Source organism: Prochlorococcus sp. MIT 0603 (assembly GCF_000760215.1).
GTDB lineage: Bacteria > Cyanobacteriota > Cyanobacteriia > PCC-6307 > Cyanobiaceae > Prochlorococcus_E.
Window position 1 is genome coordinate 235,332 of the sequence record NZ_JNAW01000001.1, and the last position, 22,922, is coordinate 258,253.

At 35.4% G+C, this 22,922-nt stretch carries 26 protein-coding genes and 2 tRNA genes; 12 read left to right on the forward strand and 16 right to left on the reverse strand.

Annotation, left to right across the window (positions count from 1 at the left end):
* Positions 1-4 precede the first annotated feature (4 nt).
* Positions 5-86 (reverse strand) — tRNA-Leu (locus EV07_RS01210).
* A gap of 438 nt (positions 87-524) precedes the next feature.
* Between EV07_RS01210 and EV07_RS01215 the strand changes: the two genes are divergently transcribed.
* Both EV07_RS01215 and ileS read left to right on the forward strand, forming a co-directional pair.
* Positions 525-1,076: a hypothetical protein gene (locus tag EV07_RS01215; protein WP_052043794.1), complete on the forward strand. Its 552-nt coding sequence runs from the start codon at positions 525-527 to the stop codon at positions 1,074-1,076.
* A 22-nt stretch (positions 1,077-1,098) separates the two neighbouring features.
* On the forward strand, positions 1,099-4,008 hold the full coding sequence (gene ileS, locus EV07_RS01220; RefSeq protein ID WP_036916515.1) for an isoleucine--tRNA ligase: 2,910 nt from the start codon (positions 1,099-1,101) through the stop codon (positions 4,006-4,008).
* Between the two features lie 6 nt (positions 4,009-4,014).
* On the opposite strand, the gene EV07_RS01225 is transcribed toward ileS, so the two are convergent.
* Complete coding sequence (locus EV07_RS01225; RefSeq protein ID WP_036916516.1) at positions 4,015-4,626, reverse strand: DUF3177 family protein; 612 nt, start codon at positions 4,624-4,626, stop codon at positions 4,015-4,017.
* 87 nt (positions 4,627-4,713) lie between these two features.
* Between EV07_RS01225 and trmB the strand changes: the two genes are divergently transcribed.
* Positions 4,714-5,364, forward strand: a complete 651-nt coding sequence (gene trmB / locus EV07_RS01230) for a tRNA (guanosine(46)-N7)-methyltransferase TrmB (protein WP_036916517.1) — start codon at positions 4,714-4,716, stop codon at positions 5,362-5,364.
* Between the two features lie 25 nt (positions 5,365-5,389).
* Here the strand turns inward: trmB and glmM are convergent, their stop codons facing one another.
* The gene (glmM, locus tag EV07_RS01235) at positions 5,390-6,757 is read right to left on the reverse strand and encodes a phosphoglucosamine mutase (RefSeq protein WP_241433974.1); all 1,368 of its coding nucleotides are present in this window, start codon (positions 6,755-6,757) and stop codon (positions 5,390-5,392) included.
* A gap of 121 nt (positions 6,758-6,878) precedes the next feature.
* Here glmM and EV07_RS01240 point away from each other — a divergent pair, with 121 nt between their 5' ends.
* Positions 6,879-7,442, forward strand: a complete 564-nt coding sequence (locus EV07_RS01240; RefSeq protein WP_036916518.1) for a thioredoxin domain-containing protein — start codon at positions 6,879-6,881, stop codon at positions 7,440-7,442.
* 1 nt (position 7,443) lies between these two features.
* Here EV07_RS01240 and thyX read toward each other — a convergent pair whose 3' ends face one another.
* The 3 genes from thyX to EV07_RS01255 are packed head-to-tail and all read right to left on the reverse strand — an operon-like array spanning position 7,444 to position 9,277.
* Positions 7,444-8,079 carry an FAD-dependent thymidylate synthase gene (thyX, locus tag EV07_RS01245; RefSeq protein ID WP_036916519.1) on the reverse strand — a complete coding sequence of 212 codons (636 nt, stop codon included), beginning with the start codon at positions 8,077-8,079 and terminating at the stop codon, positions 7,444-7,446.
* Between the two features lie 2 nt (positions 8,080-8,081).
* Positions 8,082-8,675 (reverse strand): dCTP deaminase, encoded by a 594-nt coding sequence (dcd, locus tag EV07_RS01250; RefSeq protein WP_036916520.1) that lies wholly within the window; start codon positions 8,673-8,675, stop codon positions 8,082-8,084.
* Positions 8,675-9,277: a cob(I)yrinic acid a,c-diamide adenosyltransferase gene (locus EV07_RS01255; RefSeq protein ID WP_036916521.1), complete on the reverse strand. Its 603-nt coding sequence runs from the start codon at positions 9,275-9,277 to the stop codon at positions 8,675-8,677. Before EV07_RS01255 ends, dcd begins: the two co-directional genes overlap by 1 nt.
* A gap of 303 nt (positions 9,278-9,580) precedes the next feature.
* On the opposite strand from EV07_RS01255, the gene ntcA reads away from it, so the two are divergent.
* The 3 genes from ntcA to EV07_RS01270 are packed head-to-tail and all read left to right on the forward strand — an operon-like array spanning position 9,581 to position 11,736.
* A complete protein-coding gene (ntcA, locus tag EV07_RS01260) occupies positions 9,581-10,264 on the forward strand; it encodes a global nitrogen regulator NtcA (protein ID WP_052043837.1) in 684 nt (227 codons plus the stop codon).
* Between the two features lie 56 nt (positions 10,265-10,320).
* Positions 10,321-11,292, forward strand: a complete 972-nt coding sequence (locus EV07_RS01265) for a DUF3084 domain-containing protein (protein ID WP_036916523.1) — start codon at positions 10,321-10,323, stop codon at positions 11,290-11,292.
* Positions 11,293-11,298: 6 nt separating this feature from the next.
* A complete protein-coding gene (locus tag EV07_RS01270) occupies positions 11,299-11,736 on the forward strand; it encodes a hypothetical protein (RefSeq protein WP_036916524.1) in 438 nt (145 codons plus the stop codon).
* Here the strand turns inward: EV07_RS01270 and EV07_RS01275 are convergent.
* Genes EV07_RS01275 through psbH form a run of 4 tightly spaced genes read right to left on the reverse strand, consistent with a single transcriptional unit; the run spans position 11,720 to position 13,111 of the window.
* Positions 11,720-11,977 (reverse strand): DUF3146 family protein, encoded by a 258-nt coding sequence (locus EV07_RS01275; RefSeq protein WP_036916525.1) that lies wholly within the window; start codon positions 11,975-11,977, stop codon positions 11,720-11,722. The two genes, EV07_RS01270 and EV07_RS01275, sit on opposite strands and share 17 nt — an antisense overlap.
* A 4-nt stretch (positions 11,978-11,981) precedes the next feature.
* The gene (pth, locus tag EV07_RS01280; RefSeq protein WP_036916526.1) at positions 11,982-12,596 is read right to left on the reverse strand and encodes an aminoacyl-tRNA hydrolase; all 615 of its coding nucleotides are present in this window, start codon (positions 12,594-12,596) and stop codon (positions 11,982-11,984) included.
* 45 nt (positions 12,597-12,641) lie between these two features.
* A complete protein-coding gene (locus tag EV07_RS01285; RefSeq protein ID WP_036916527.1) occupies positions 12,642-12,875 on the reverse strand; it encodes a TatA/E family twin arginine-targeting protein translocase in 234 nt (77 codons plus the stop codon).
* A gap of 32 nt (positions 12,876-12,907) precedes the next feature.
* Positions 12,908-13,111, reverse strand: a complete 204-nt coding sequence (gene psbH / locus EV07_RS01290) for a photosystem II reaction center phosphoprotein PsbH (protein ID WP_036916528.1) — start codon at positions 13,109-13,111, stop codon at positions 12,908-12,910.
* A gap of 86 nt (positions 13,112-13,197) precedes the next feature.
* Here psbH and psbN point away from each other — a divergent pair, with 86 nt between their 5' ends.
* From psbN to EV07_RS01300, 3 genes are all read left to right on the forward strand, one after another.
* Positions 13,198-13,338 (forward strand): photosystem II reaction center protein PsbN, encoded by a 141-nt coding sequence (gene psbN / locus EV07_RS01295; protein WP_036916761.1) that lies wholly within the window; start codon positions 13,198-13,200, stop codon positions 13,336-13,338.
* 127 nt (positions 13,339-13,465) lie between these two features.
* Positions 13,466-13,594 (forward strand): photosystem II reaction center protein I, encoded by a 129-nt coding sequence (locus EV07_RS09310; RefSeq protein WP_072013298.1) that lies wholly within the window; start codon positions 13,466-13,468, stop codon positions 13,592-13,594.
* 99 nt (positions 13,595-13,693) lie between these two features.
* Positions 13,694-15,685, forward strand: a complete 1,992-nt coding sequence (locus tag EV07_RS01300; RefSeq protein ID WP_036916529.1) for a DUF3769 domain-containing protein — start codon at positions 13,694-13,696, stop codon at positions 15,683-15,685.
* Between the two features lie 25 nt (positions 15,686-15,710).
* Here EV07_RS01300 and EV07_RS01305 read toward each other — a convergent pair whose 3' ends face one another.
* The 5 genes from EV07_RS01305 to EV07_RS01325 all read right to left on the reverse strand — a co-directional run bounded on the left by EV07_RS01305 (position 15,711) and on the right by EV07_RS01325 (position 20,509).
* Positions 15,711-16,334, reverse strand: a complete 624-nt coding sequence (locus EV07_RS01305) for a 3-isopropylmalate dehydratase small subunit (protein ID WP_036916530.1) — start codon at positions 16,332-16,334, stop codon at positions 15,711-15,713.
* A 5-nt stretch (positions 16,335-16,339) separates the two neighbouring features.
* Complete coding sequence (gene leuC / locus EV07_RS01310) at positions 16,340-17,755, reverse strand: 3-isopropylmalate dehydratase large subunit (RefSeq protein ID WP_036916532.1); 1,416 nt, start codon at positions 17,753-17,755, stop codon at positions 16,340-16,342.
* A 25-nt stretch (positions 17,756-17,780) separates the two neighbouring features.
* Positions 17,781-19,073: a competence/damage-inducible protein A gene (locus EV07_RS01315; protein WP_413293958.1), complete on the reverse strand. Its 1,293-nt coding sequence runs from the start codon at positions 19,071-19,073 to the stop codon at positions 17,781-17,783.
* Complete coding sequence (gene glyA, locus EV07_RS01320; protein WP_036916536.1) at positions 19,066-20,307, reverse strand: serine hydroxymethyltransferase; 1,242 nt, start codon at positions 20,305-20,307, stop codon at positions 19,066-19,068. Before glyA ends, EV07_RS01315 begins: the two co-directional genes overlap by 8 nt.
* 128 nt (positions 20,308-20,435) lie before the next feature.
* Positions 20,436-20,509: transfer RNA gene (locus EV07_RS01325), tRNA-Arg, on the reverse strand.
* Between the two features lie 77 nt (positions 20,510-20,586).
* Between EV07_RS01325 and EV07_RS01330 the strand changes: the two genes are divergently transcribed.
* A complete protein-coding gene (locus EV07_RS01330; protein ID WP_036916538.1) occupies positions 20,587-20,844 on the forward strand; it encodes a hypothetical protein in 258 nt (85 codons plus the stop codon).
* A gap of 38 nt (positions 20,845-20,882) precedes the next feature.
* The gene (locus tag EV07_RS01335) at positions 20,883-21,164 is read left to right on the forward strand and encodes a DUF3181 family protein (protein WP_036916539.1); all 282 of its coding nucleotides are present in this window, start codon (positions 20,883-20,885) and stop codon (positions 21,162-21,164) included.
* 118 nt (positions 21,165-21,282) lie between these two features.
* Here the strand turns inward: EV07_RS01335 and murJ are convergent, their stop codons facing one another.
* Entirely contained in the window at positions 21,283-22,890 is a 1,608-nt protein-coding gene (murJ, locus tag EV07_RS01340) for a murein biosynthesis integral membrane protein MurJ (RefSeq protein ID WP_036916541.1), read from the reverse strand.
* Between the last annotated feature and the right edge of the window lie 32 nt (positions 22,891-22,922).

Consider the following 22,922-nt stretch of genomic DNA (forward strand, 5'->3'; position numbering starts at 1 on the left):
TACATGCCCACCGGGAGACTTGAACTCCCACGACCGAAGTCACTGGTACCTAAAACCAGCGCGTCTACCAATTCCGCCAGATGGGCCAATGGATCTTGGGAATTGGGATCCCTGATCTTTGGTTATTATAGCTGCTAATAAGCCATTCATTAAGTCTTTTAGGACTAATTGTTCAGCGTATTGATGAATCGATTTGTTTAATTCAAGTTTAATTGAATCTTTTTAATTAGTTCGCCTAATAGCTCTTTACGGGTCTCTTCTTTCAAGATATCTAGATGTTCGCAGGTGTTTTTCAGAATCATGAAAACCTATAATTCTACCCATGATTTTTCTCACAATGAATTGAATGATTCATGAAAAGACAATTTTCTTTGAATCCTCAAATATGAATATAGGTCTTGGGCACAATATTCATTAACTAATAAAAGAAATTAATTTTGTTATCGACTAATTATATGAATGGACTCTGCTCAAGAATATAGACAAAATAAGGATAAGGATTACGGATCTTTCTTTTAGAAGCCATGTTTTCAGTCATTATTGGAAATCTTTCTATTTTGTTAGGTCTCTTGATTTTGGTATTGCCAGTTTTAATTACTGAATTAAGTCGGCCTCGAGATTCAATTTGGGGTGCATTAACAATGGTTTTGGGCTTGATATTAATTACAAGCAAAGAAAGGTTTAATGGATCTCCTATGCTTGCGGTCTTATTTGGTGCGTTAATTATTGCTAGGCTTTTGATAGAGATCTCACAGTTTAGATGGCAACAGCTTACTGTCGAGGAAAAGAATAACTTAAGAACTTTTCTGCGTTGGAAAAATAGTTTGAATCAGACCTTGTCTGCCTTTTCCAAATTAGGGTCGATTTTTATTGATATAGTCATGCTTTTCAAGCCAAAGCCAAAGCCAAGTCAAATCGGCAAGAAATGGGTTCGCCCAGAAATAAATAATTCAGATAAGACTCTTGAATCAGAGCAGCTTTCTTCTCTTGAGGCTAATATTAAAGATGAGAGTTTAGTAGTGCCAGATAAGGATCCAACCTTAACTTCTAAGAATATTCCTTCTGATGTTTCATAATATTTTCTAATTAGTTTTCATTGTGAATAACGAAAAACCTAAGGACAGCGAAAATAGTCCTTCATACAAAGAATCTCTAAATCTTTTGAAGACAAATTTTGGCATGCGAGCCAATGCAACTTTGCGTGAGCCAGAACTCCAAAAATTCTGGTTTGATAATGGGATTGATTTTGAACTTGGCTTGAAAAATAAGGGCACCAATTTCACTTTGCATGATGGCCCCCCATATGCAAATGGAACTCTCCACATGGGTCATGCTTTAAACAAGATTTTGAAGGATATTATTAATAAATATCAGATTTTGAGAGGAAGGAAAGTTCGTTTTATCCCTGGATGGGATTGCCATGGTTTGCCTATTGAATTAAAGGTACTGCAAAAATTAAAGAGGAAGGAGCGTGAGGAGTTAACCCCTATTCAATTGCGCAAGAAGGCAGCAGAATATGCGTCAGAACAAATTTCAAGTCAAAAAGAGGGCTTTCGAAGATGGGGAATTTGGGGTGATTGGGGTAACCCTTATTTAACACTGCAAAAGACATATGAAGCAGCCCAGATTAAATTATTTGGTGAAATGGCTTTGAAAGGATATATCTATAGGGGCCTTAAGCCAGTTCATTGGAGCCCAAGCTCTAGAACTGCTTTAGCAGAAGCCGAATTAGAATATCCTGAAGGCCATACAAGTCCAAGTGTATATGTTGCGTTCCCTGTAGTTAAAATCTCTGAGCCGTTGTATAAATCACTTGCTAGTCAAGGATTAAATTTACCTCTTGACCAAGCTGAATTAAGCCAAAAAGTAAAAGTTGCAATTTGGACAACTACTCCTTGGACATTACCAGCAAATGCAGCTGTAGCTGTTAATCAAAATATTGAATATGTACTTGCTCAAGATTCTACTGATCAATTATTGATTCTTGCTTCGGATCTTTTGCAAGATATAAGCGAAGAGATTGGCTCTTCTTTAGAGAAAATTGCAAGTGTTAAAGGTGCAATGTTTGAGGGTTGCTTTTATAAGAATCCTCTACTTGAAAAAATCAGTCCTTTTGTTATAGGTGGAAGTTATATAACAACCCAGTCTGGAACAGGAATTGTTCATACAGCACCTGGACATGGCCTTGATGATTTCAATACCGGGATCAAATATGATTTACCTGTCATTTGCCCTGTCAATTCAAAAGGTATTTTCACTGCAGAAGCAGGGAAATATGAAGGCCTGAATGTTTTGAAAGATGCTAATGATGAGATTATTAAGGATTTGAAAATCTCAGGATTATTATTAAAAGAAAGACCATATGTTCATAAATATCCATATGACTGGAGGACAAAGAAACCAACCATTTTTCGTGCAACAGAACAGTGGTTTGCGTCTGTTGAGGGTTTTCGCAAGCAAGCTTTAAATTCAATTGAGGAAGTGGAATGGTTGCCAGCTTCAGGTGAGAAGCGTATTAAAGCTATGGTGAATGATAGAGGAGACTGGTGTATTTCCAGGCAAAGAACGTGGGGCGTTCCTATTCCAGTTTTTTATTCAAAGGATGGTGATGATGTGCTTTTGAATAAAAGTACTATTGACCATATAGAACAATTGATTAAGAAACATGGTGCAGATATTTGGTGGGAATTAGATGTCTCGAAATTGTTGCCAAGTCACTATTCAGAACAATCTGACCAATGGATCAAAGGCACAGACACTATGGATGTTTGGTTTGACTCTGGTTCGAGTTGGTCTGCAGTCACCTTTAAACATGAGGATTTGAATTATCCTGCTGATCTTTATTTAGAAGGTACAGATCAACATAGAGGTTGGTTTCAATCTTCATTGCTTACTTCTGTAGCCGTAACCAGTCAAGCTCCATATAAAAAAGTTCTCACTCATGGCTTTGCTTTAGATGAAAATGGACGAAAGATGAGTAAGTCATTAGGTAATATTGTTGATCCTTTGGTGATCATTAATGGAGGAAATAACAAGAAGTTAGACCCTCCATTTGGAGCAGATGTCTTAAGGCTTTGGGTTAGTTCTGTGGATTACTCTGTGGATGTACCTATTGGCTCAAATATATTGAGACAATTGTCTGATGTTTATAGAAAAGTAAGAAATACTGCAAGATATTTATTAGGTAACCTTCATGATTTTGACCCTTCTAAATATTCTTTAGATGTTCATGATTTATCGATTTTAGATCGTTGGATGCTGAATAGAACTGCAGAGGTGTTTGATGAAATTACAAACGCATTTGAAAGTTATGATTTCATAAAATTTTTTCAATTACTACAAACTTTTTGTGTTGTTGACCTATCTAATTTCTATTTAGATATTGCCAAAGATAGGTTGTACGTAAGTGCACCTTCTGATTCAAGACGTAGATCTTGTCAATATGTTTTATCTTTGATTATTGAGAAATTAGCTGGAATTATTGCTCCAGTTTTATGTCATATGGCAGAAGATATATGGCAAAACATACCCTATTCATTAGAAGAAAAGTCTGTTTTTCAAAGAGGATGGCCAAACCTACCAGATGCTTGGAGAGATAACTCATTAAATGAACCAATAAATCATATTAGAGAACTAAGAGCTTCTGTTAATCGTGGATTGGAGGATTGTAGAAATAAGCAAGAAATAGGATCTTCTCTTGAATCTTCTGTTCGAATTGTTCCTAAGAGCGATACTCTGAAAGAAACATTGAGCTTTATTCAAGAAAATGGGGATTTAGAAGTTGATAATATCCATGATTTGTTACTTGTATCTAAAGTTCAAATTGGAGGAGAGCCATGGGCTGAAGTCCTTTTCTGTAAAGAAGAAGAAATGGCTATTATTGAAATATCTAAGTCTAGAGGATCTAAATGTGCGAGGTGCTGGCATTATGAAAGTGATATTGGTAAGCATGCTAATCATCCATTGTTATGTAGTAGATGTGTTGAAACTCTCAATAGAATAATTTAAATAATTTTAAAATCCCCCTGCTATTCTTCCTTGCTTCGGCAGTCTTATAATTGCCCATTGAATTATTCCTACTAAGTAAATAATTAATGCTAAGTAACCTATAAATGCTGATAATGCCTCTGTCCAGCTTGCACCAAATAAGAAATTAAATATGCTTTTTATTAATAGATTTAATCCTGACGGAGCTTCTCTCCAGTATGTGCAATTATTTCCACTTACTTCATTCATGCAACTTAGACTTCTAAATGAAAGTGCTATAAAAAAACAACTAAAAAAACTAATAGACCATCGCCAGGCTTTTAGAAGAAAAGGTAATGCTTTCTTCGTAGGAAGCTCGTTGATTTCTTCATTGAGATCTATCCAAAACCATATCGAAAAGATGATTAACCATGGTGATATAAAAGAAGTTAAATAGCCAATAGGTCTATTGCCAGTTAATAACAACATGCTTATTATCATTAGGCTAGCAATTTTCCAGTAAATAGATAAAAGTCTGGTAATAGAGGACTCTTTTTTCCAAAAAGACCAAAGCCAAAGGACTAATGGGAGTCCAAATGCAAATGTTGCTCCTAGCCTGTAGTTGAGCCAAACCAGTGAGTGGTATGAGATTTCTGCCACAGAAAAAAAACTTTCTACTTAACTATTATCAACCTACAATGCCTTAGAGAAAGCTTCAGCTAAAAAACTATCAAAAACTATTAGATCGTGCGTCAACATGTAAACCCTTTGAGCCGTTTTTTTCAGCTTAATCATGACCTACCATCACTTGACGAATTATTCCATGATTCTAATTTACCTATTCATTTAGATATTGGTTGTGCAAGAGGCAGGTTTTTATTAAAAATGGCTGGGTCTTTTAGCAAATGGAACTTTTTAGGAATTGAGATTCGCGAACCACTTGTAATAGCAGCTGAAAAAGAGAGGGTTCAATCAGGCTTGAACAATCTTCGATTTTTATTTTGCAATGCTAATGTGAGTTTAGAAAAATTATTTTTGAATTTACGAAGGTCCAAAGTAAAAAGAGTTTCTATTCAATTCCCAGACCCTTGGTTTAAAAAAAGGCATAAGAAAAGAAGACTTATGCAACCTTCTTTATTATTTTTATTGGCTGCAAATTTAGATCCAGGTGCTGAACTATTTATACAGACAGATGTTCTGAGCCTTATGGATGAAATTATTTATTTAATTGATATGAGCAACTGCTTTAATACAATTTCCAACTTAGATGAATCACTAAATTCTTATAGTCCCTATTGCTTTGTTACAGAAAGAGAGGAATATTGTATTCAGAAAGGTTTACCCATATATCGCAAGCTTTATGTAAGGAATTCAAATGATGTAACAATAGATTCATGAGCTCATCTTTTGAGATTAGATGAATTTAATTTAACTCTTCTTGAGCTAATTTAGATATTTTACTTGCCCAAGACTCTATTAAGAACTTATCCATTGATTCAATCATTACTCTCAGTAAAGGCTCTGTCCCACTTTTCCTTACTAAAACCCTACCTTCATTGCCTATGTCAGATTGAACATCCGCAATTAATGTACTAAGTTTTTCAGATCCGTATATATTATCTTCTGAACTATCACTCCCTAAAGGTATATTAATTAATCTTTGTGGGTATGGAGTGAAGCTCTGATCTAACAAGTCGGAAAGTTGCATGCCTTTGCATTTGCAAATTTTGGATAGTTGTATGGCAGTTAAAAGACCATCTCCAGATAAATCATTAAGCCTAGATAAAATATGCCCTGATTGTTCACCTCCTAAATCTGCTTTGCTATCAATCATTGCTTGATGAACATGGGTATCACCTACTGGAGTCCTTTGGAGTATGCCCCCTCGCTTTTGCCAATCTTTTTCAAAACCTAAGTTAGACATTACAGTTGCAATTAATCTTTGATTTTTAAGCTTCTTCTTGTCTTGTAAGTCCGAGCCCCATAAAAAAAGAATGTTATCTCCATCTACTACGCGACCTTTCCGGTCAACTGCAATCATTCGATCTGCATCACCATCAAAAGCAAAACCCATTTCAGAATTGCTTTCGATTACAGCTTTTATAAGTTGATTGAGGTGAGTCGAGCCACAATTGACATTTATTTTCCCCCCATCTGGCTTTGCATTTATGCAGGTCACTTTAGATCCTAAAGTTTTAAAAATCTTTTCTCCACAAGCTGTTGCAGATCCCCAGCAAAGATCTAGAACAATGGGTATCTTTCCAAAATTTTCTAAGCCAATTGTTTTCAAAAGACTTTCCTCGTAATCTTTTAAGATTTCGTGCCGATTGATTACATCTCCCTTCCTTCCTGAGTTGATTACTTTCTCTTTTTGTAGTCCTGCATCAATAATTCTTTGCTTTTCAGTCGAAATCTTTTTTGCATTAGCATCAAAAATTTTTATTCCATTATCTTCTGGAGGATTATGGCTAGCTGAGATCATTAGCCCTCCTGATAAATTGTATTTTTTAATTAAAAGTGGAACTGCAGGTGTTGGGCAAAGTCCTAATAGCCATACTTCTCTACCTTGAGACGTTAAGCTATCAGCTAATCCATTTGAAATTCTTGAGCTGCTTGATCTTGAGTCTTGTCCTATAAGAATCGGACCTTGGTTTGAAAGGATCTTGTTACACCAAAATCCAATTTTGTAAATAAGTTGATTTGTAAAAAGTCTTTTAGCATTTCCACGAATTCCATCAGTACCAAAGAAAATTATATCTTTATGCTTGTTTCTTCCACCCGCATGATGCATTGCATTGGTGGACATTTGAGAAAAGAAAGATTCCAAACTACTGAAAGATTAGCTCATATTGAAACATTTCACACACAAGTGATTTTTAAGATGGCAAACTAACAATAGAAATGTTTTTGTTGTGCAAAATTCCAAATTAGTGGAATTAGGAAAATGGCAAAGAGTTTTTTTGCTAATTATTTCTATTTTCATAGCCTTAGCTCTGTTGTTTATAAGGAATGGCTTTCAACAAGAGAATCCATTAGAATTACTTGCTAGAAATTCACTTAAGCCAGAGATTGCTTTGAATAATAACCGTCCTACTATAATAGAATTCTATGCTGATTGGTGTGAAGCATGTCAAGAAATGGGTCCTTCTATACTTAGTTTAAAAGAGAGATATGATAATTCTATTGATTTTGTGCTATTAAATGTTGATAATGACAAGTGGTTAGATCTTATCGATACATACAATGTTAATGGAATACCTAAATTAGAGTTGTTTAATGATCTTGGCCATTTGAAAGGAGAATCAATAGGTTTAAAAGATTTTAATCAGCTTGATCAAATTGCACTTTCTTTATTAAATCAAAGAGAACTGCCACAAATAAATGGAGTAGAATATATTGATACTAATAAAGTTCTATTTTCGAATTTAAATGAAAATATTCCTACGAGAAATATATCCCCTCGCAGTCATGGTTAACTTATCTCCAATTAAGAGCATGGGCGACTGAGGGGAATTGCTTGGAAAATATTATTTTGCAATTATTTGCTATCTCTAGATGCTCTTGTTGAGTGCCATGTCCAGATCTTAAGTTTATATAATGTATCCATGATCTACATGAACCTGTCATGTAGATCCTTGTAGGAGTTGCCAATGGAAGGATGAATCGCGCACATTCTTTTGCTATTCCATTTTCAAGCATTTCTTGATAAAGAATTAAGGTGTTTTTAAATTGATTTTCTATTCTCTCTTTAAAGGCGTCCGCAACATTTTCATCTAAATCAGATATTGAATTCTGCCTGTTTTTTGTATCTTGTCTTCTTAAATCAGGTATAGGGATTGCGCCTAGTTGAGAACTGTCAGCATATCTTTGAGAAAACTCTTGGAAGGTGAATGATCGATGTCTAAGAATTTGAGCTGCAATCCCTCTATTAGTTTCTATCTGGAGGGTCATATATGCTTGTTCAAATACACTCCAATGTTCATGGGTTATGCAATATTTAATTAATTTCTCAAAATCTTCGTTGCTTTGATTTTTAGGATTACTAACCCTGGCAATGTATGCCATGGTTTTTTCAGCATCTGGAGTAGCTGTGACCAGATGTACATTATTCATAGTTAAATTTTGGCAAGAGTAACCTTCTCAGGTTGATTTTGATATTTACCTTCTCTATCGCTATAAGTTGTTTCACAAGGATCACCTTCGAAAAAAAGCAATTGGCAAATCCCTTCATTTGCATATATACGGCAGTCTGCCCCAGAGCTATTGCTGAATTCGAGTGTTAGATGACCTTCCCAACTTGCTTCAGCAGGTGTTGTGTTCACAATAATTCCTAGTCTTGCGTATGTGCTTTTCCCAAGGCAAATAACAGTGATATTAGCTGGAACTTTCATTTTCTCTAGGGCAACGCCTAAACCGTATGAATGAGCTGGAAGGATGAAGTATTCACCATCTTCATCTTTTTCAAGGGGAGTTGATTCTAAATTTTTAGGATTAAATTTTTTGGGATTCATTATTGTTCCAGGCACGTGTCGAAATATAAGAAATTCTTTTGAAGAAAGACGTAGGTCATAACCGTAAGAGGAACAACCAAAACTGAGTACAGGTCGTTCCTTAGAATTAGGCTCTAGATGTCTAACAAGATTTGCTTGAAAAGGTTCAAGCATTCCCACTTGTGATTGTTCGATAATCCAGCGATCATTTTTCAACATTATTTAGAGCACCTCAATTGGGTTACTTGGTCAGCTACTTCAAAAACTTTAGTGGGTATAGATGGTCCTGTAATAATTACATCAATAGAATCATGACGATTTTCTAGTGTAGTTATCAAATCTTCTTCAGAAATAAAGCCAAAATCAATTGCCAGGCCTATCTCATCTAAAACGAGCTTATCTAAAGTATTATTAATCAAGTTGTCTTTACATATTTCCCAAATATCACCCACAACCTTTTTAGTGCTTAGAAAATCTTCTGTATTCGCATTATTAGAATTCTCACTTTTACTTATGCAGCCATAAAAATCAGGTCTTAGCCATTCTAAGTTTCCGCAAAGGCTTGTTGAATTTTCTGGTCCTTGAGATACGCCACCTTTTAAGAACTGCGCTATCAAAACCTTGCTACCTAATCCTGCAGAACGAAGTGCTTCGCTAAGAACTACTGAGAAACTTCCTCTATAAGGTGCGGTATAGACCTGTAATTGCCCTTGTGAAGAAATAATTTGAAGCTTTGCTTTGCCTTTGGATGCACTGACTGGCCTTAACCCGTATGGATAATCGGTAGAATATTCACTTTTTAGCCTTGGACTTGCTGTCATGAAATGCTTAAAATCATTCTTTTAGAAGGATTTTTTAAATGTAGCGGAGGTGTAAACCTTCACAAGTATTTTGACACTATCTATAGCGTTTATCTGATGATAAATTGATATTTTTTCTAATTTCATAACCTTTCCTTTACCTCTTTGAAAACTGGAAACGTCTTTATACTCTTGTTTAAGTTGAAAACGGTTGTTTTTGCTACATGTAATTTTATCCGCACTTCTTATCGTCCTTTGAATTGGTTAGAGAAGATGGCAGCTAATGCTAGCTCGATCAGTCGTTATTCCAACCAGCCAGTTGGGATGCAATCGCAAAATCAGCTGAATGGAAGCACCAAAGCTACAATGACCCTTCTTGATGTTATTAGAGGTTTAGATGGAGCGTCTAATGAAGCTGTAGAGAGATCTAAGACAATATTCTTTCCTGGCGATCCTGCAGAAAGAGTTTATTTGATCAGAAGAGGAGCTGTACGTCTTACAAGGGTTTATGAGTCTGGTGAGGAAATCACTGTTGCATTGTTACGAGAAAATAGTCTATTTGGCGTTCTTTCACTTTTGACAGGCCATAGATCTGACCGTTTTTATCATGCTGTTGCTTTTACTAAGGTTGAAATGAGTTCTGCTCCTGCTGGTTCAGTAAGAAATGCTATAGAAAATGATAGTGGTGTTGGGTTGCTTCTTCTTCAAGGCTTGTCTAGTAGGGTTTTGCAAACAGAGACTATGATCGAGACTTTGACACATCGCGATATGTCTTCTCGTCTGGTAAGTTTCCTCCTAGTGCTTTGCAGGGATTTTGGAGTGCCGAGTGATAAAGGAATTACGATTGATTTAAAACTATCTCATCAGTCAATTGCTGAAGCTATTGGATCTACTAGGGTTACTATTACAAGATTGCTTGGAGATCTAAGGAACCTTGGTTTATTGCAGATTGATAGAAAGAAAATAACTGTTTTTGACCCAATTGCTTTAGCTAAACGTTTTAATTAAAATTGTTTCCCCTAAGCTATTAAACTTATTCTAATTACTTAATAAATATTTTTGAAGTGGCAGGTTGGATACTTATTTTTGCTTTGTTGATTCTTGGGGGAGTGCTCTCAACACTTGGTGACATGCTCGGCAGCCGTATTGGTAAGGCAAGATTGAGTGTTTTTAAATTGCGCCCTCGTCGAACAGCTGTTCTGATAACAATTCTTACTGGGAGTTTGATAAGTGCACTTTCATTGAGTTTAATGCTTTTGGTGAGTCGGGAATTAAGAATAGGCCTGTTTGAATTGGATGATATTCAGGCTCGATTGAAAGAGAGTAGACAGGCTTTACTTCCTTTAAAAATGCAAAGAGAAGCACTTGAAGTGAAAATCAAGAAAGCTGAGAAAGAACTTGTAAAACTTGGAAAAGATTTATTTGCGTTTCGTCAAGGGGAAGTGGTCATAAATAGTGGGCAATCTTTAGGAACTTTCTCAGTGAAATTTGATAATAAATCAGATGTTAAAGAGGAAATAGAAAATATACTAAGAAAAGCAAATTTTAATGCTTTTATTAGAGTTAGTCCTGGTAAAAGTCCTGTAAGGAGAATTGTTTTAGTAAGGCGTGACCATATTGCTAGCTTGGAAGAAAAGGTTTCTGATAATAAGGATTGGGTGATAAATATTCGCTCTGCTAGTAATGTACTTTTAGGAGAGAGTTTTGTTTATGCTTTCCCAGAGGCACTGCCTAATAAGAACATTGTTGTAAAGGGTGAAGTAATAGCAAGCCTTAACTTAAGAAATAATTCTATATCTAAAACATTACTTCAAAAACAAATAAAAATATTGTTGGCATCAACTTTAGCAGAAGTAAAGAGAAGAGGATCCCTTGTCTCGGAAATACAAGTAGATTCTAACTCTGTTAAAAATCTCTTAGAAAAAATAGATTCTAATAAAGATAGTATTCTAAAATTAGATGCTATTTCTACGAATAAAAGTGATACTGCAGAAAAGGTTTCTGTAACTCTTAGAGCAACTAAAACAATACTTTAACTATAGATGACAAATGTTATTGCAATAGACCCTGGCCATAAGAAATGTGGATTATTATTAGCTGAAATAAATGGCCTTAATGTTATAGACGGTAAAACAGTAGAAAAATCTTCTGTAATAAAATTAATTAATTCTTGGAGAAGTGCTTATTCTGTTGAATTAATTCTTCTTGGCAATGGAACTACAAGTAAATATTGGAATGATCAACTTTCTTTAAATGGTATTGGTATCATTAAAGTTGTAGATGAGGCTATGACTACACTTCGAGCAAAAACAAGATATTTAGAACTTTGTCCACCTAAGCTTGTTTTTAGATGGTTGCCAAGTACATTAATATTTCCACCAAAACATCTCGATGCAATTGTTGCCTTGATATTGATAGAAGATTATTACCAGAAGAAGTTTAACTGGGAAAAGCCTATAGAAATTAGAATTTGGCCCTAATAGTAAAGTTATAATCCCCTCCAGCTTCAAGAGAGTAATCAGATTTAATTAAAAAACGTAATAGTGCATCTTGAATAAGTGCTCTTCCAAGAGGTGGCTCTACTAGAAGCTCTCCATTGCTAAAATACCAATCAAAACACCAATTAAAATCACCAGCAGAAACCTCCCCTTGAATACATTTTGTTGAAAAATTTTGACTATAAATCTTTAGATAAGCTGTTGTAGAAGGCTGCCTTCTCATTGTGTTATGCCTCTAATTCTGAATTAGCAGAGTTAATGAAATTTGAGCCTTGTTTGAATCCTAACTCCTCGATAATATCAATCCCTTTAATCACTTTATCTAAAACTTTTTCAATGATTTGATTCTCTTCCTTTGTGAACCTTCCAAGAACATGATTAACAGTTTTACTCTTACGTTCTTTTTGTATTGCTGAAGGCGAGCCAATCCCAATTCTTAATCTGCAAAAGCTTTGACTTCCTATATGTGAAATTATGCTTTTAAGTCCATTATGTCCTCCAGAGCCTCCTTCTTCTCTCAGCCTTAATTTGCCTAATGGTAAATCCATATCATCCACAATTATCAGCAATTCTTTTTCATCAAGTCCAAACCATTGCATTGCAGAAGCAATAGAACGCCCGCTCTCATTAACATAAGTATTAGGCATTAAAAGCCTTTTTAGTTGCTTTCCAGATCCAATATGCGCTGCATGTCCAAAAAGCTTTTTGTTGAAGCTGAATGTTGCTGATTCCCTTTCAGCTAGCTTTTCTAAAGCCATAAAACCAACGTTATGTCTTGTCTTTATATACTTTGAGCCAGGATTACCTAGGCCAGCAATCAACTGGAAATAACCCAAGCTCATTTTATTTAGTGAAAGTGCTTTATATGAATTATATTTTTTATTTTCTCAAGGTAAATCTTTATGATCATTTGAATCAGCATCTTTTTCCCTGTCATCATCATCTGAATCAGTTATTGCTTTTTGAAGTTCATTTTCAAACTCAGAAGATGCTTTCTGAAGACTTTTAAGAGTTTTCCCAATATTCCTGCCTAGCTCTGGAAGCTTTTTTGGTCCAAAAACCACCAAAGCAAGTGCAACTATGACTGCAATTTCAGGCAGTCCCACACCAAAGATGTTCATACTCTTAAAATATTAAGTCAGATTTCTATGACTTAATTAACACCATTCCAATCAACTGAGAAGCCTTGTAAAAGGAGAGATTGATTGTAAATCTGGAGCATTATCACAAGAAAAACAAGAAGTAGAGAGCCAATTAAGGCCATTACAGGTACGGCTCCCCAACCTGCTACAACTTTGCCTTGCCCTGAATTACCAATGGATTTAAGGAGAGAGCCAAGAGCAGTTTTTTGTCCCATTTTTAGTTTCTAGCCTCGGTTAAAGAGTAATTTTGGATATTGTATGTGAAATAGCCTCTAAGATTGGCAACCTTTCAAAAGATTTGATGCAAACTTCAACTCCCGCTCTTTCTATAGCAGTTTCTGTCCTGGTAGTTTTATTGGGCTTGACTGGGTTTGGGGTCTATACAGCCTTTGGTCCGCCCTCTAGAGCCCTTGAGGATCCATGGGATGATCATGACGATTAATAACTATATGAACATCGGCTTTTTAGATAAACAGCATAGAAACATTTCAATCCAAGGTAATAATTGGGGCAAACAGGGTACAACTGCCCATAAGATACATTTGTTTCTATAGTCAATTGAGCTAGTTATGCTTGCCCTAAAGATTTCGGTATACACGGTCGTCTTCTTTTTTGTTGGTGTTTTCCTCTTTGGCTTCTTAGCTAGTGACCCAACAAGGACACCAGCCAGGAAAGACCTAGAAGGCCCTCAAGATTGAGAGATTAGTCTGACTTCCCCTAAAAACAACTAAATATTGGTGCAAATTAGGCCAGTATTATTAGGTTATGCAATTATTTTCTTCGTCGGCAAGTAGATTTTGGCGGCGATAGTATCTATTGGCTGGCTTGCAAGTTCAGCATCTGTGGCCTTTTTGCTTCTTTCTCCTTCAGAGGCTTGTTTGGCATTCTCAAAATCTTTAGGTGAGATTGCTCAAAATAATCAGGACGTAAAACTAGAAAAAGATGATATATTTTTAGAATTGCAAATTCTTGCTGATAGCCAATATTGGGAAAAAGAAAACTTATTTGTTGCAGAAGGCAATGTTAAAGCACTAATTCATGGAGGTAATATTAAGGCCGATAGAATTGAAGTTGATAGATTAAATAAAACTATAATAGCTACAGGTAATGTTGTTTTTAATACTAAAGGTAATTATTTAGAGGCTAGCTCATTTAAATATGACCTTGTTCAAAATAAAGGTGAAGTTTATGATGTTTATGGTGTAATTGATATAAAACTAATCCCTAAAGATCTAAATTTAAATAAACCAATTTCTTTAAAACAATCTAAGGATAGAGAAAATAATCAGACTGATTTTGGAGATGTTCGGTTAGTAGATGGCTTCCTTATCCAAGGTGGCTTTAGGCTTGATATGGAAACAATAGAAAATTTTGATGAAGAAAGTAATTCTGTCAATAAATGGCGCATAAAAGCATCCAAGTTGCTTATTTATAAAGATGGCTGGAAAGCTGAAAAAGTAAGCTTTACTAATGATCCTTTTAACCCTGCTCAAATTCGTATTGAATCTTATAAAGTTGAACTTAAGAAAAATAACTTAGGTTTAAAGAATGCAAATATTACTGCTCAAAAGAGTTATCTTCTATTAGAAGACTTTTTAAGAATACCTATCGGAAATAGAAGGTTTCAAATAGGTAAAGAAGAAAAACCTCAAAACTGGATTCTAGGAGTTGATGGAAAAGATAGGGATGGTGTTTTTATTGGCAGGCAACTTAGATCTGTACAAATTGGTGATAAATACTCTTTATCACTTCAGCCTCAGTACTTACTACAACGCTCAATAAGTGGAGAGACTTCAGCATATCCTGAGAATGGTAAAACATTTAATAGTTCAAAAGTAACTACTTCTACAAACTTAGAAGACTTGTTTGGATTAGAGGCGGAGATAGATGGTAGTTTTCTAAATTGGAATAGTAAAATTGAGGCTGATATTACTACTTTTAATAGAAAAAAATTTGCAAATGGTGCAAGGTATGCTGCAAATTTTTCGAAGGAAATTAATTTAAATGAGATAAAAGATTTAAGGGCTAATATTTTTGCATTGTATCGCGAGAAAGTATGGAATGGCTCTTTGGGTAATACAGATATATATACAGCATTTGGAATAGATTTTGATAAAAATGGATCTTCAAAATTTGGTAAGATTAAATATGATTATAATTTCAGAATTGGATTAGGCGAATATCAGGCTGAAAGGCTTGACTCTTTAGAACTTATGTCTTCTTTGAGGACAAATTTCTCTTCAGAGTTTAAATTTAATTACCCAATATTTACCTCATTAAATAATTTACCTGCTAAATACATTGCCTCTCCTTTTTCAGCAGAAAATATACAAACTGGAATTAATTTAAATGCTATTATGAATACATCTATTAGCTCTTATAACAATAATAAATATCAGACTAGCATAACATTTGGGCTGGGACCAGAGTTGATTTTGGGTAATTTACGGAGAAAATATTTTGATTATACAAAGTTATCTATTCTGCCTAGCTATACATTTAAAAGTGGGGATAGCCCATTTAAGTTTGATAATGATAGGGATTTAGTTAAATTAAAGATTGATTTAACACAGCAATTATTAGGACCAATTATTATTAAAAATATCAATGAATATAATATAGACACTAATTCTGCGAATTATGGCGATTCAATATCTTCTAAGCTAGCAATTATGTGGCAACGTAGGGCTTATGAATTTGGTTTATTCTATGATTATAAGAATGAATCAGGTGGCTTAAGTTTTCGCTTGAATGGATTTGACTTTAAAGGTAATCCTAGTTCCTTTTAGCTTTTTATTCATAGTCACGATTTTCTCAATAAGAACCAAATTGAAAATTTTTTAAGTAAGGAAGATTGCTTCTTACTATATTTATTTTCTCTTTCTCTTCTAGTAAAGTTGATGTTGCATCCCATCTTCCTGATATCAACATCTCCATAGCTCCAATATCTATTTTTAAAGGTATATTAATTTCTTTAGATGTAAGTAATTTCTTTTTAATATCCAATTGAAACTTTGCTTTTTCTCTATTTTGAATACTGGCAATCAAAGTTTTTTGCTGTGATTCCGAAATGCATGCACATGGAATCCCAATTGATAAACAATTTCCGAAGAAGATTTCAGCAAAGCTTTGACCAATTATTGCTCTAATTCCCCATCTCATAAGGGCTTGTGGTGCATGCTCTCTACTAGAACCACATCCAAAGTTTCTATCAACAATAAGTATTGACTTCATTTTATCTTGATCAAAAGGGTGTAATCCATTTTTTTCTTTACGATCATCGGCGAAAACGTTAGAACCAAGTGAATCAAAATTGATGCACTTTAAAAAACGTGCAGGGATAATTCTATCGGTATCTATATCATTTCCCTTCAAGTAAAGACATTCACCTTCGATTGTTTGAACAGGACCTGAGGGAAAAGGAGAAATGTGCTGCATTTATTTTATGATTTTAAGGAAAAAAGTTTTCTGACATCTATTACAGCTCCTGTTACTGCAGCCGCAGCAACCATTGCAGGACTCATTAATAACGTTCTTCCTTTGGCTGATCCTTGCCTGCCTTTGAAGTTTCTGTTGCTTGAACTTGCGCTTATTTGATTCTTTTCTAGCTTGTCTGGATTCATGGCAAGACACATTGAACAACCTGGCTTTCTCCATTCGAAACCAGCTTTTATAAAAATATCGTGTAACCCTTGATCTTCAGCTTCTTGAGCAACTTGTTCTGAACCAGGTACTACAAAAGCTTTGACTCCTTTCGCAACTTGTCTCCCTTTGACTATTTCTGCTGCTTTTTCTAAATCGCTTAAGCGACCATTTGTACAACTACCTATAAAGCAAACATCTATAGGTAGGCCTTCGATAGGTTTCCCTGGTTCTAGATTCATGTATTCATAAGCTTCCAAAGCAATTTGCTGGTCAATTTTATCTAGTGATTCTGGTCTGGGAATCGATGCATTGACTCCTATTGCTTGGCCAGGCGTAATGCCCCATGTGACTGTAGGAGGTATTTTTGAAGCATTAAATCTTACTTCGTCATCGTAGATTGCATTTGTATCGCTTTGCAGAGATTCCCACCATTTAGTGGCTGCATCCCAACTTTGCCCTTTTGGTGAATAGCTCTTCCCTTTTAGATAGTTGAAAGTTGTTTTGTCAGGGTTTATGTACCCGCATCTTGCACCTCCTTCAATTGCCATGTTGCAGATAGTCATCCTTTCTTCCATTGAAAGGCTTTCTATTGCAGGCCCAGCAAATTCATATGCAAAACCAACACCATCTTTTACTCCAAGTATCTGAATAACGTGGAGAATTAGATCCTTTGCAAATACTCCAGGTCCTAACTGACCGTCAAACCACAACCGTCGAACTTTGAGTTTTTTCATTGTTAAAGTTTGACTTGCAAGGACATCTCGCACTTGGCTGGTCCCTATCCCAAATGCAATTGCTCCAAAAGCTCCATGAGTAGAGGTATGAGAATCGCCGCATGCAATCGTCATGCCAGGTTGGGTTAAGCCTTTTTCCGGGGCAATTACATGAACAATGCCTTGATTGCCAGAACCTAAACCGAAAAATTTTATTGAGTGTTTTTTGCAATTCAACTCAAGAGTTTGCAGCATTTCTTCTGCAAGAGAATCAAGGAATGGTCTTTCTTGAGTTGTAGTAGGGACAATATGATCAACTGTTGCGATTGTTCTTTCTGGGCAGGAAACGCTTAATTTTTTTTCGTCTAGAGCAGCAAATGCTTGCGGACTAGTGACTTCATGAATCAAGTGCAATCCTATAAATAGTTGAGTTGCTCCACCAGGAAGTTCTGTAACCCTGTGTAGATCCCAAATCTTGTCGTAGAGCGTATTTGAGCTCAAGTTGTAACCCCAATAGAAAGAAAGATTAGCTTTGCTTAAGCAAAGCTAATCGAAGTTTGTCTAGTGCTCTCACAACACTCAATTTTTGTATACCTTCTCTTGCTCTGTGCACTCCGAAATTCTCTTGGGTTGATTGAATTCCTTTTGGCGATGCTATGCATAGCTCTACTAACCCTATAGGTTTGGTAGGTGTGCCTCCGCTTGGTCCGGCAACCCCACTTATAGCAATAGACCAATCAGCTTGGAACTTCTGAAGTGCCCCTAATGCCATTTCTTTAGCTACTTGTTCAGAGACAGCACCATATTTATTTATTAGCTCATTAGGAACTCCCAAAACCTTTTGCTTGATGGAGTTGTTATATGCGATCACTCCTCCAAGGAAGACATCTGAGGATCCTGGAACACTGGTTAGGGCTGATGCGATCCTCCCTCCTGTGCATGACTCTGCAATAGTGAGAGTTTCTGAACGTTTGCGTAATAAATCAATCACAACTGACGCTAAGGTTTCATGATTCTTCCCAAAGGGATTTAAACCAATGCGATCACATAACTCTGATTCGATAGGAATTATTAACTTAATTGCTTCTTCATTGGTCTTTGCTTGAGCTGTTATTCGTACTTTGACTTCTCCTAAAGATGCATAAGGTGCAATTGTTGGATTCTTTTTTATTAATAAAGTTGGTATCTTTTCTGCAAGACTAGACTCTGATATTCCAGAGAATTTAAGGACTGTACTTCTTATTATTCCTTTTTCTTTGAACTGATTACTGAGCCATAACTCTAGTGTATCTTTCCACATTCGTTTCATTTCAGCAGGTACTCCTGGCAATGTAATTATAGTGAAGTCTTTTTTGGGGCTCCAGATCATTCCTGGAGCTGTTCCTATTTTGTTTGGGATAACAGTTGAATCTTTAGGAAATAGTGCTTGCTTAAAATTGCTCTTAGGAAAACTATCTTGGTCATTGAATTTCTTTTTTATCTCTTCTAAAATTTTTTGATCTTCAATTAAGTTCTCACCAAAAGCTTTTACGATTGCTTCGGTGGTTAAATCATCGATTGTTGGGCCTAAACCTCCTGTTGTTATTAAAACCTGACTTCTTTGAGATGCTTCAACAACAATTTCCTGTAAACGCTTCGAGTTATCACCAATTACACCCTGTCGATAATGAGGTAATCCAATTAGCGCTAATTGCTCTGCTAGCCACTGTGCATTGCTATTTAAAATGTTGCCTAGTAACAACTCTGTTCCAATACAAAGGATTTCAACCCCTTTATTTTTTATATTTTCAGCCAAAGGACTATTCTTTTTTTTAACTATAAAGAGGAAAACGATTACATAGACGGATTACTTTTTCTTTGCAGGCTTTCTTAATTGATAGATCTTCTGGGTTTAACAGACAATCAGCTATAACATCAGCAACCTCAATAAATGCAGCCTCTGTAAAGCCTCTGGTTGTTAAGGCAGCTGTACCTAACCTTAGGCCACTAGTTACAAATGGGGATTCAGGATCAAAAGGCACAGTGTTCTTATTGGCTGTTACGTTTATTTCGCTAACAAGATAATCAGCTTTTTTCCCTGTCATGCTAATGCTTCTTAAATCTAATAGAACAATATGATTGTCCGTGCCTTTGCTAACTACTGCTATTCCTCTCTCTTGCAAGCGCTTAGCTAAAGCTTTTGCGTTAGTTACTACTTGATAACTATATTTTTTAAATTTAGGATCTAATGCTTCTCCAAATGCAACTGCTTTAGCAGCAATTATGTGCTCTAAAGGACCTCCTTGGTTCCCTGGAAATACAGCTTTATCAAACTTTTTTCCAAACTCTTCATTTCTACAAAGTATTAATCCACCTCTGGGACCTCTTAGTGTCTTATGAGTAGTAGTCGTTACCACATCGCAATATGGTATTGGATTAGGATGGATACCACTAGCAACTAAGCCTGCTATATGAGCCATGTCTGCTAGTAAATAAGCTCCTACTTCATCTGCTATAGATCTAAAAGCCTCGAAATCAATAGTTCTTGGATACGCAGAATATCCACAGATAATTAGTTTTGGCTGACTTTTTATAGCAACTTCTCTAACCATTTTCATATTCAGCATTTCTGTCTCTGGATCAACTTCATAATGAACAGCGTTAAACCATTTCCCACTAACATTTACTGGAGATCCGTGGGTTAAATGTCCTCCATGGGATAAATCCATTCCCATGATTGTGTCTCCTGGTTTTAGCAGTGCAAGTAAGACTGCAAAATTTGCTTGTGCTCCACTATGAGGTTGAACATTTGCCCAATCTGCATTGAAAAGTAACTTTGCTCTTGAGATAGCTAATTCTTCAATGGCATCAATATGCTCACAACCACCGTAGTAGCGTTTTTTAGGAAGACCTTCAGCATATTTATTAGTTAATACACTACCTTGAGCTTGCATAACTGCTTGAGATGCAAAGTTTTCACTAGCAATAAGTTCCAAGTGAGTTTGCTGTCTTAATAGCTCTTTATTTATTAAAAGTGAGATATCAGGATCGGTATTTTCTAGTTTTGAATTCATTGAAAACAAATGACTATTCCCCTTATTGGAGTGATTACTCACCGGATAGTAATCAAAGGTTGCCTCTGAGTACTTAAAATCTTTTTTTAATTTTTCTTTTGTGTGTGGATCACATTAAAAACTAGTAACGCGCCTGGAGAGATTCGAACTCCCGACCCTCTGATCCGTAGTCAGATGCTCTAATCCGCTGAGCTACAGGCGCACATAATTTAATTAAGAGATTTGAGATCCTCTTAGTCAACTATAAGATGGGATAAAGATCACATTAATACAAAAACAATGCCTCTTAGGTGGTACGGCAATGGAGATCAAAATGATCCCATTTATTTGCATTTTTCTAGAATAGTCAACTTCACTATTCATGCTATGGCCTTTGCTGCTGTTAATACAGGCCTTTGGCTTGCTCAGCAGATAAGGCATGGTTGGACACATTTGGAATTATTTACTGGGCTTTGGCTTTTTGTAGTAATTTGCCATTTGATTTTTGTGATCATTCGACGACCTCCTTCGTCAGAAGACTCTCCATTGAAGGAGTAGACAAATTTGTTCTCACCCACTTAATTAGTTATTTCAATATGGATACGGAACAACTTCGAGATCTTCAGCTTGCAATTGCAGATCGTCTATATATTCAAATTGAAAATTGGAACCTTTATTTGGGCGATGCAGGTTTATCAGAAGCTCTAGCAATTGAATGTAAAGTTCATATGAACAATGGCGCTAAAATTGCCGCTAGAAGGGCAATAGACAGTGTTCAAGTGAAACTTGGGGGTGGGAGTACTGAATTACCCTTGTCTAAATTGATTTCTTCCGCTCAGGTTTTTGCATTAGAAGACATTCTAGAGACTTATTGCTGATTAAGTGAGGCTTCGCTTTTTTACACTTTCAAGAAAATTATCAATGCTTTCAGATATAGAACCTAAAAAAATAACTCTTTTTATTTTTTAGAAACATATCAGATAATGCATCTTAGGTTTAATTCAGTTTAATTTTTAACCTTAATATTTTTACTATCTCTTTCACCTCTTTAATACCTAACAGATTAGAAAAAATGCAGAATGACAATGTACTTATTAAAAGTGCTGAACAGAATTTAAAAATTTCAACAACTTGATTGCTTTCATTTAAAGATATTAGGTTTATATTTGATGCAATTAAACCTGAGATTAAACCGCAAAATAAGAGTTTTAAAAAGTCAATAGCTAATTTCTTTAATAAGAGATTCTTGATCTTTAACTTGAGCTTTAATAAAAGTACGAGGCAAGTAAAAATATTTACACCTACAGTGGCTAGAATCAACCCTTTTGCACCAAAGTTTATAGTAAGCTCATTTGTCCAAGGTAAAGGTGCCCCAATGAAAAACCAATCTAAAAAGATGTTTAAACCAATTCCAATGACTGATATTTTGAATGGCGTATGACCGTCTCCAAGTGAATAAAAGATACGGACTAATAAATCTCTTATTAGGTAAGCAGGCATGCCTATCCCATAGCAGATTAGAAGACCTGAAACAAGATTAATTGCGTTACCATCAAATACACCTCTCCCAAATATTATTTTAGTAATTGATACACTGAGAGCTATGAAAATTGCTCCTAGACAAATCATACTTGCAGATGAAAATATAAAACCTTGTCTGACACGTTTTATTAGATCAATTTGTTCTTCCTTGTCTTTAAGCTTTGAGAATGTTGGCAATAATGGTAATAATAAAGCATTGGAAATTAATCCTAATGGTGCTTGTATTAGGAAATTCGCATAACTCAGACCAGAGGCTGCACCAACTATGCTCGAAGCAAAGAAGAGATCTGTTATAACATTTATTTGCAGCATTCCAGATGAAAGAGTTGCAGGTACAATTATTTTCCAAACTTCTTTTACCCCAGAACTTTTCCAATCAAATACTAATTTAAACTGTAATAGGCCTTCTCGTCTTAAGAATGGAATTTGAATTATCCATTGGATTATTGCTCCAATTAAACTAGCTATTGCTAAAACAATTCCACCTTTTAAGGCAAAATCAATTGACTGAATATCTTTATTCTGATATTGCCCAAAAGCACTAACTGCAATTATTAATACTAAACTTGAAATTATTGGAGATATAGAAGGTATTAGAAACTTATCCCTAGCATTTAGTGCCCCAAAACCTATCCCAATTAGTCCAGCTAATAGTGTTATAGGTGACATTATTTTTAATTGTTCTACCGCAATAGCATGAGTCTTTATATCTAGCCCTGGCCCTACAATACTTATAATTTGATCTGCTCCTAAGACTAAAACTATAGTGCAAATAATTAGGACGAAAGAAATGGAAGTATTTATTGAGCTAAGGATATATCTTCCTTCTTTTGGACTTTTTCTACTTAAAACACTAACTATTGCATTATGCAAAGGACCATTAATTCCTCCTATAAGGACTAGAAAAAATCCAGGCAAAATATATGCATAATTATATGCGTCATATGCTGAGCTAATACCAAAGACGCCAGCAATTACAATTTGCCTTACCATCCCTCCGGCCTTGCTTAGGAGAGTGCCAAGGCTAATTAGAGCAGAAATGCTTTTGAGAGACCTTTTCATCTCTTAGGTCTTGAAAATTTCATAAATTATTG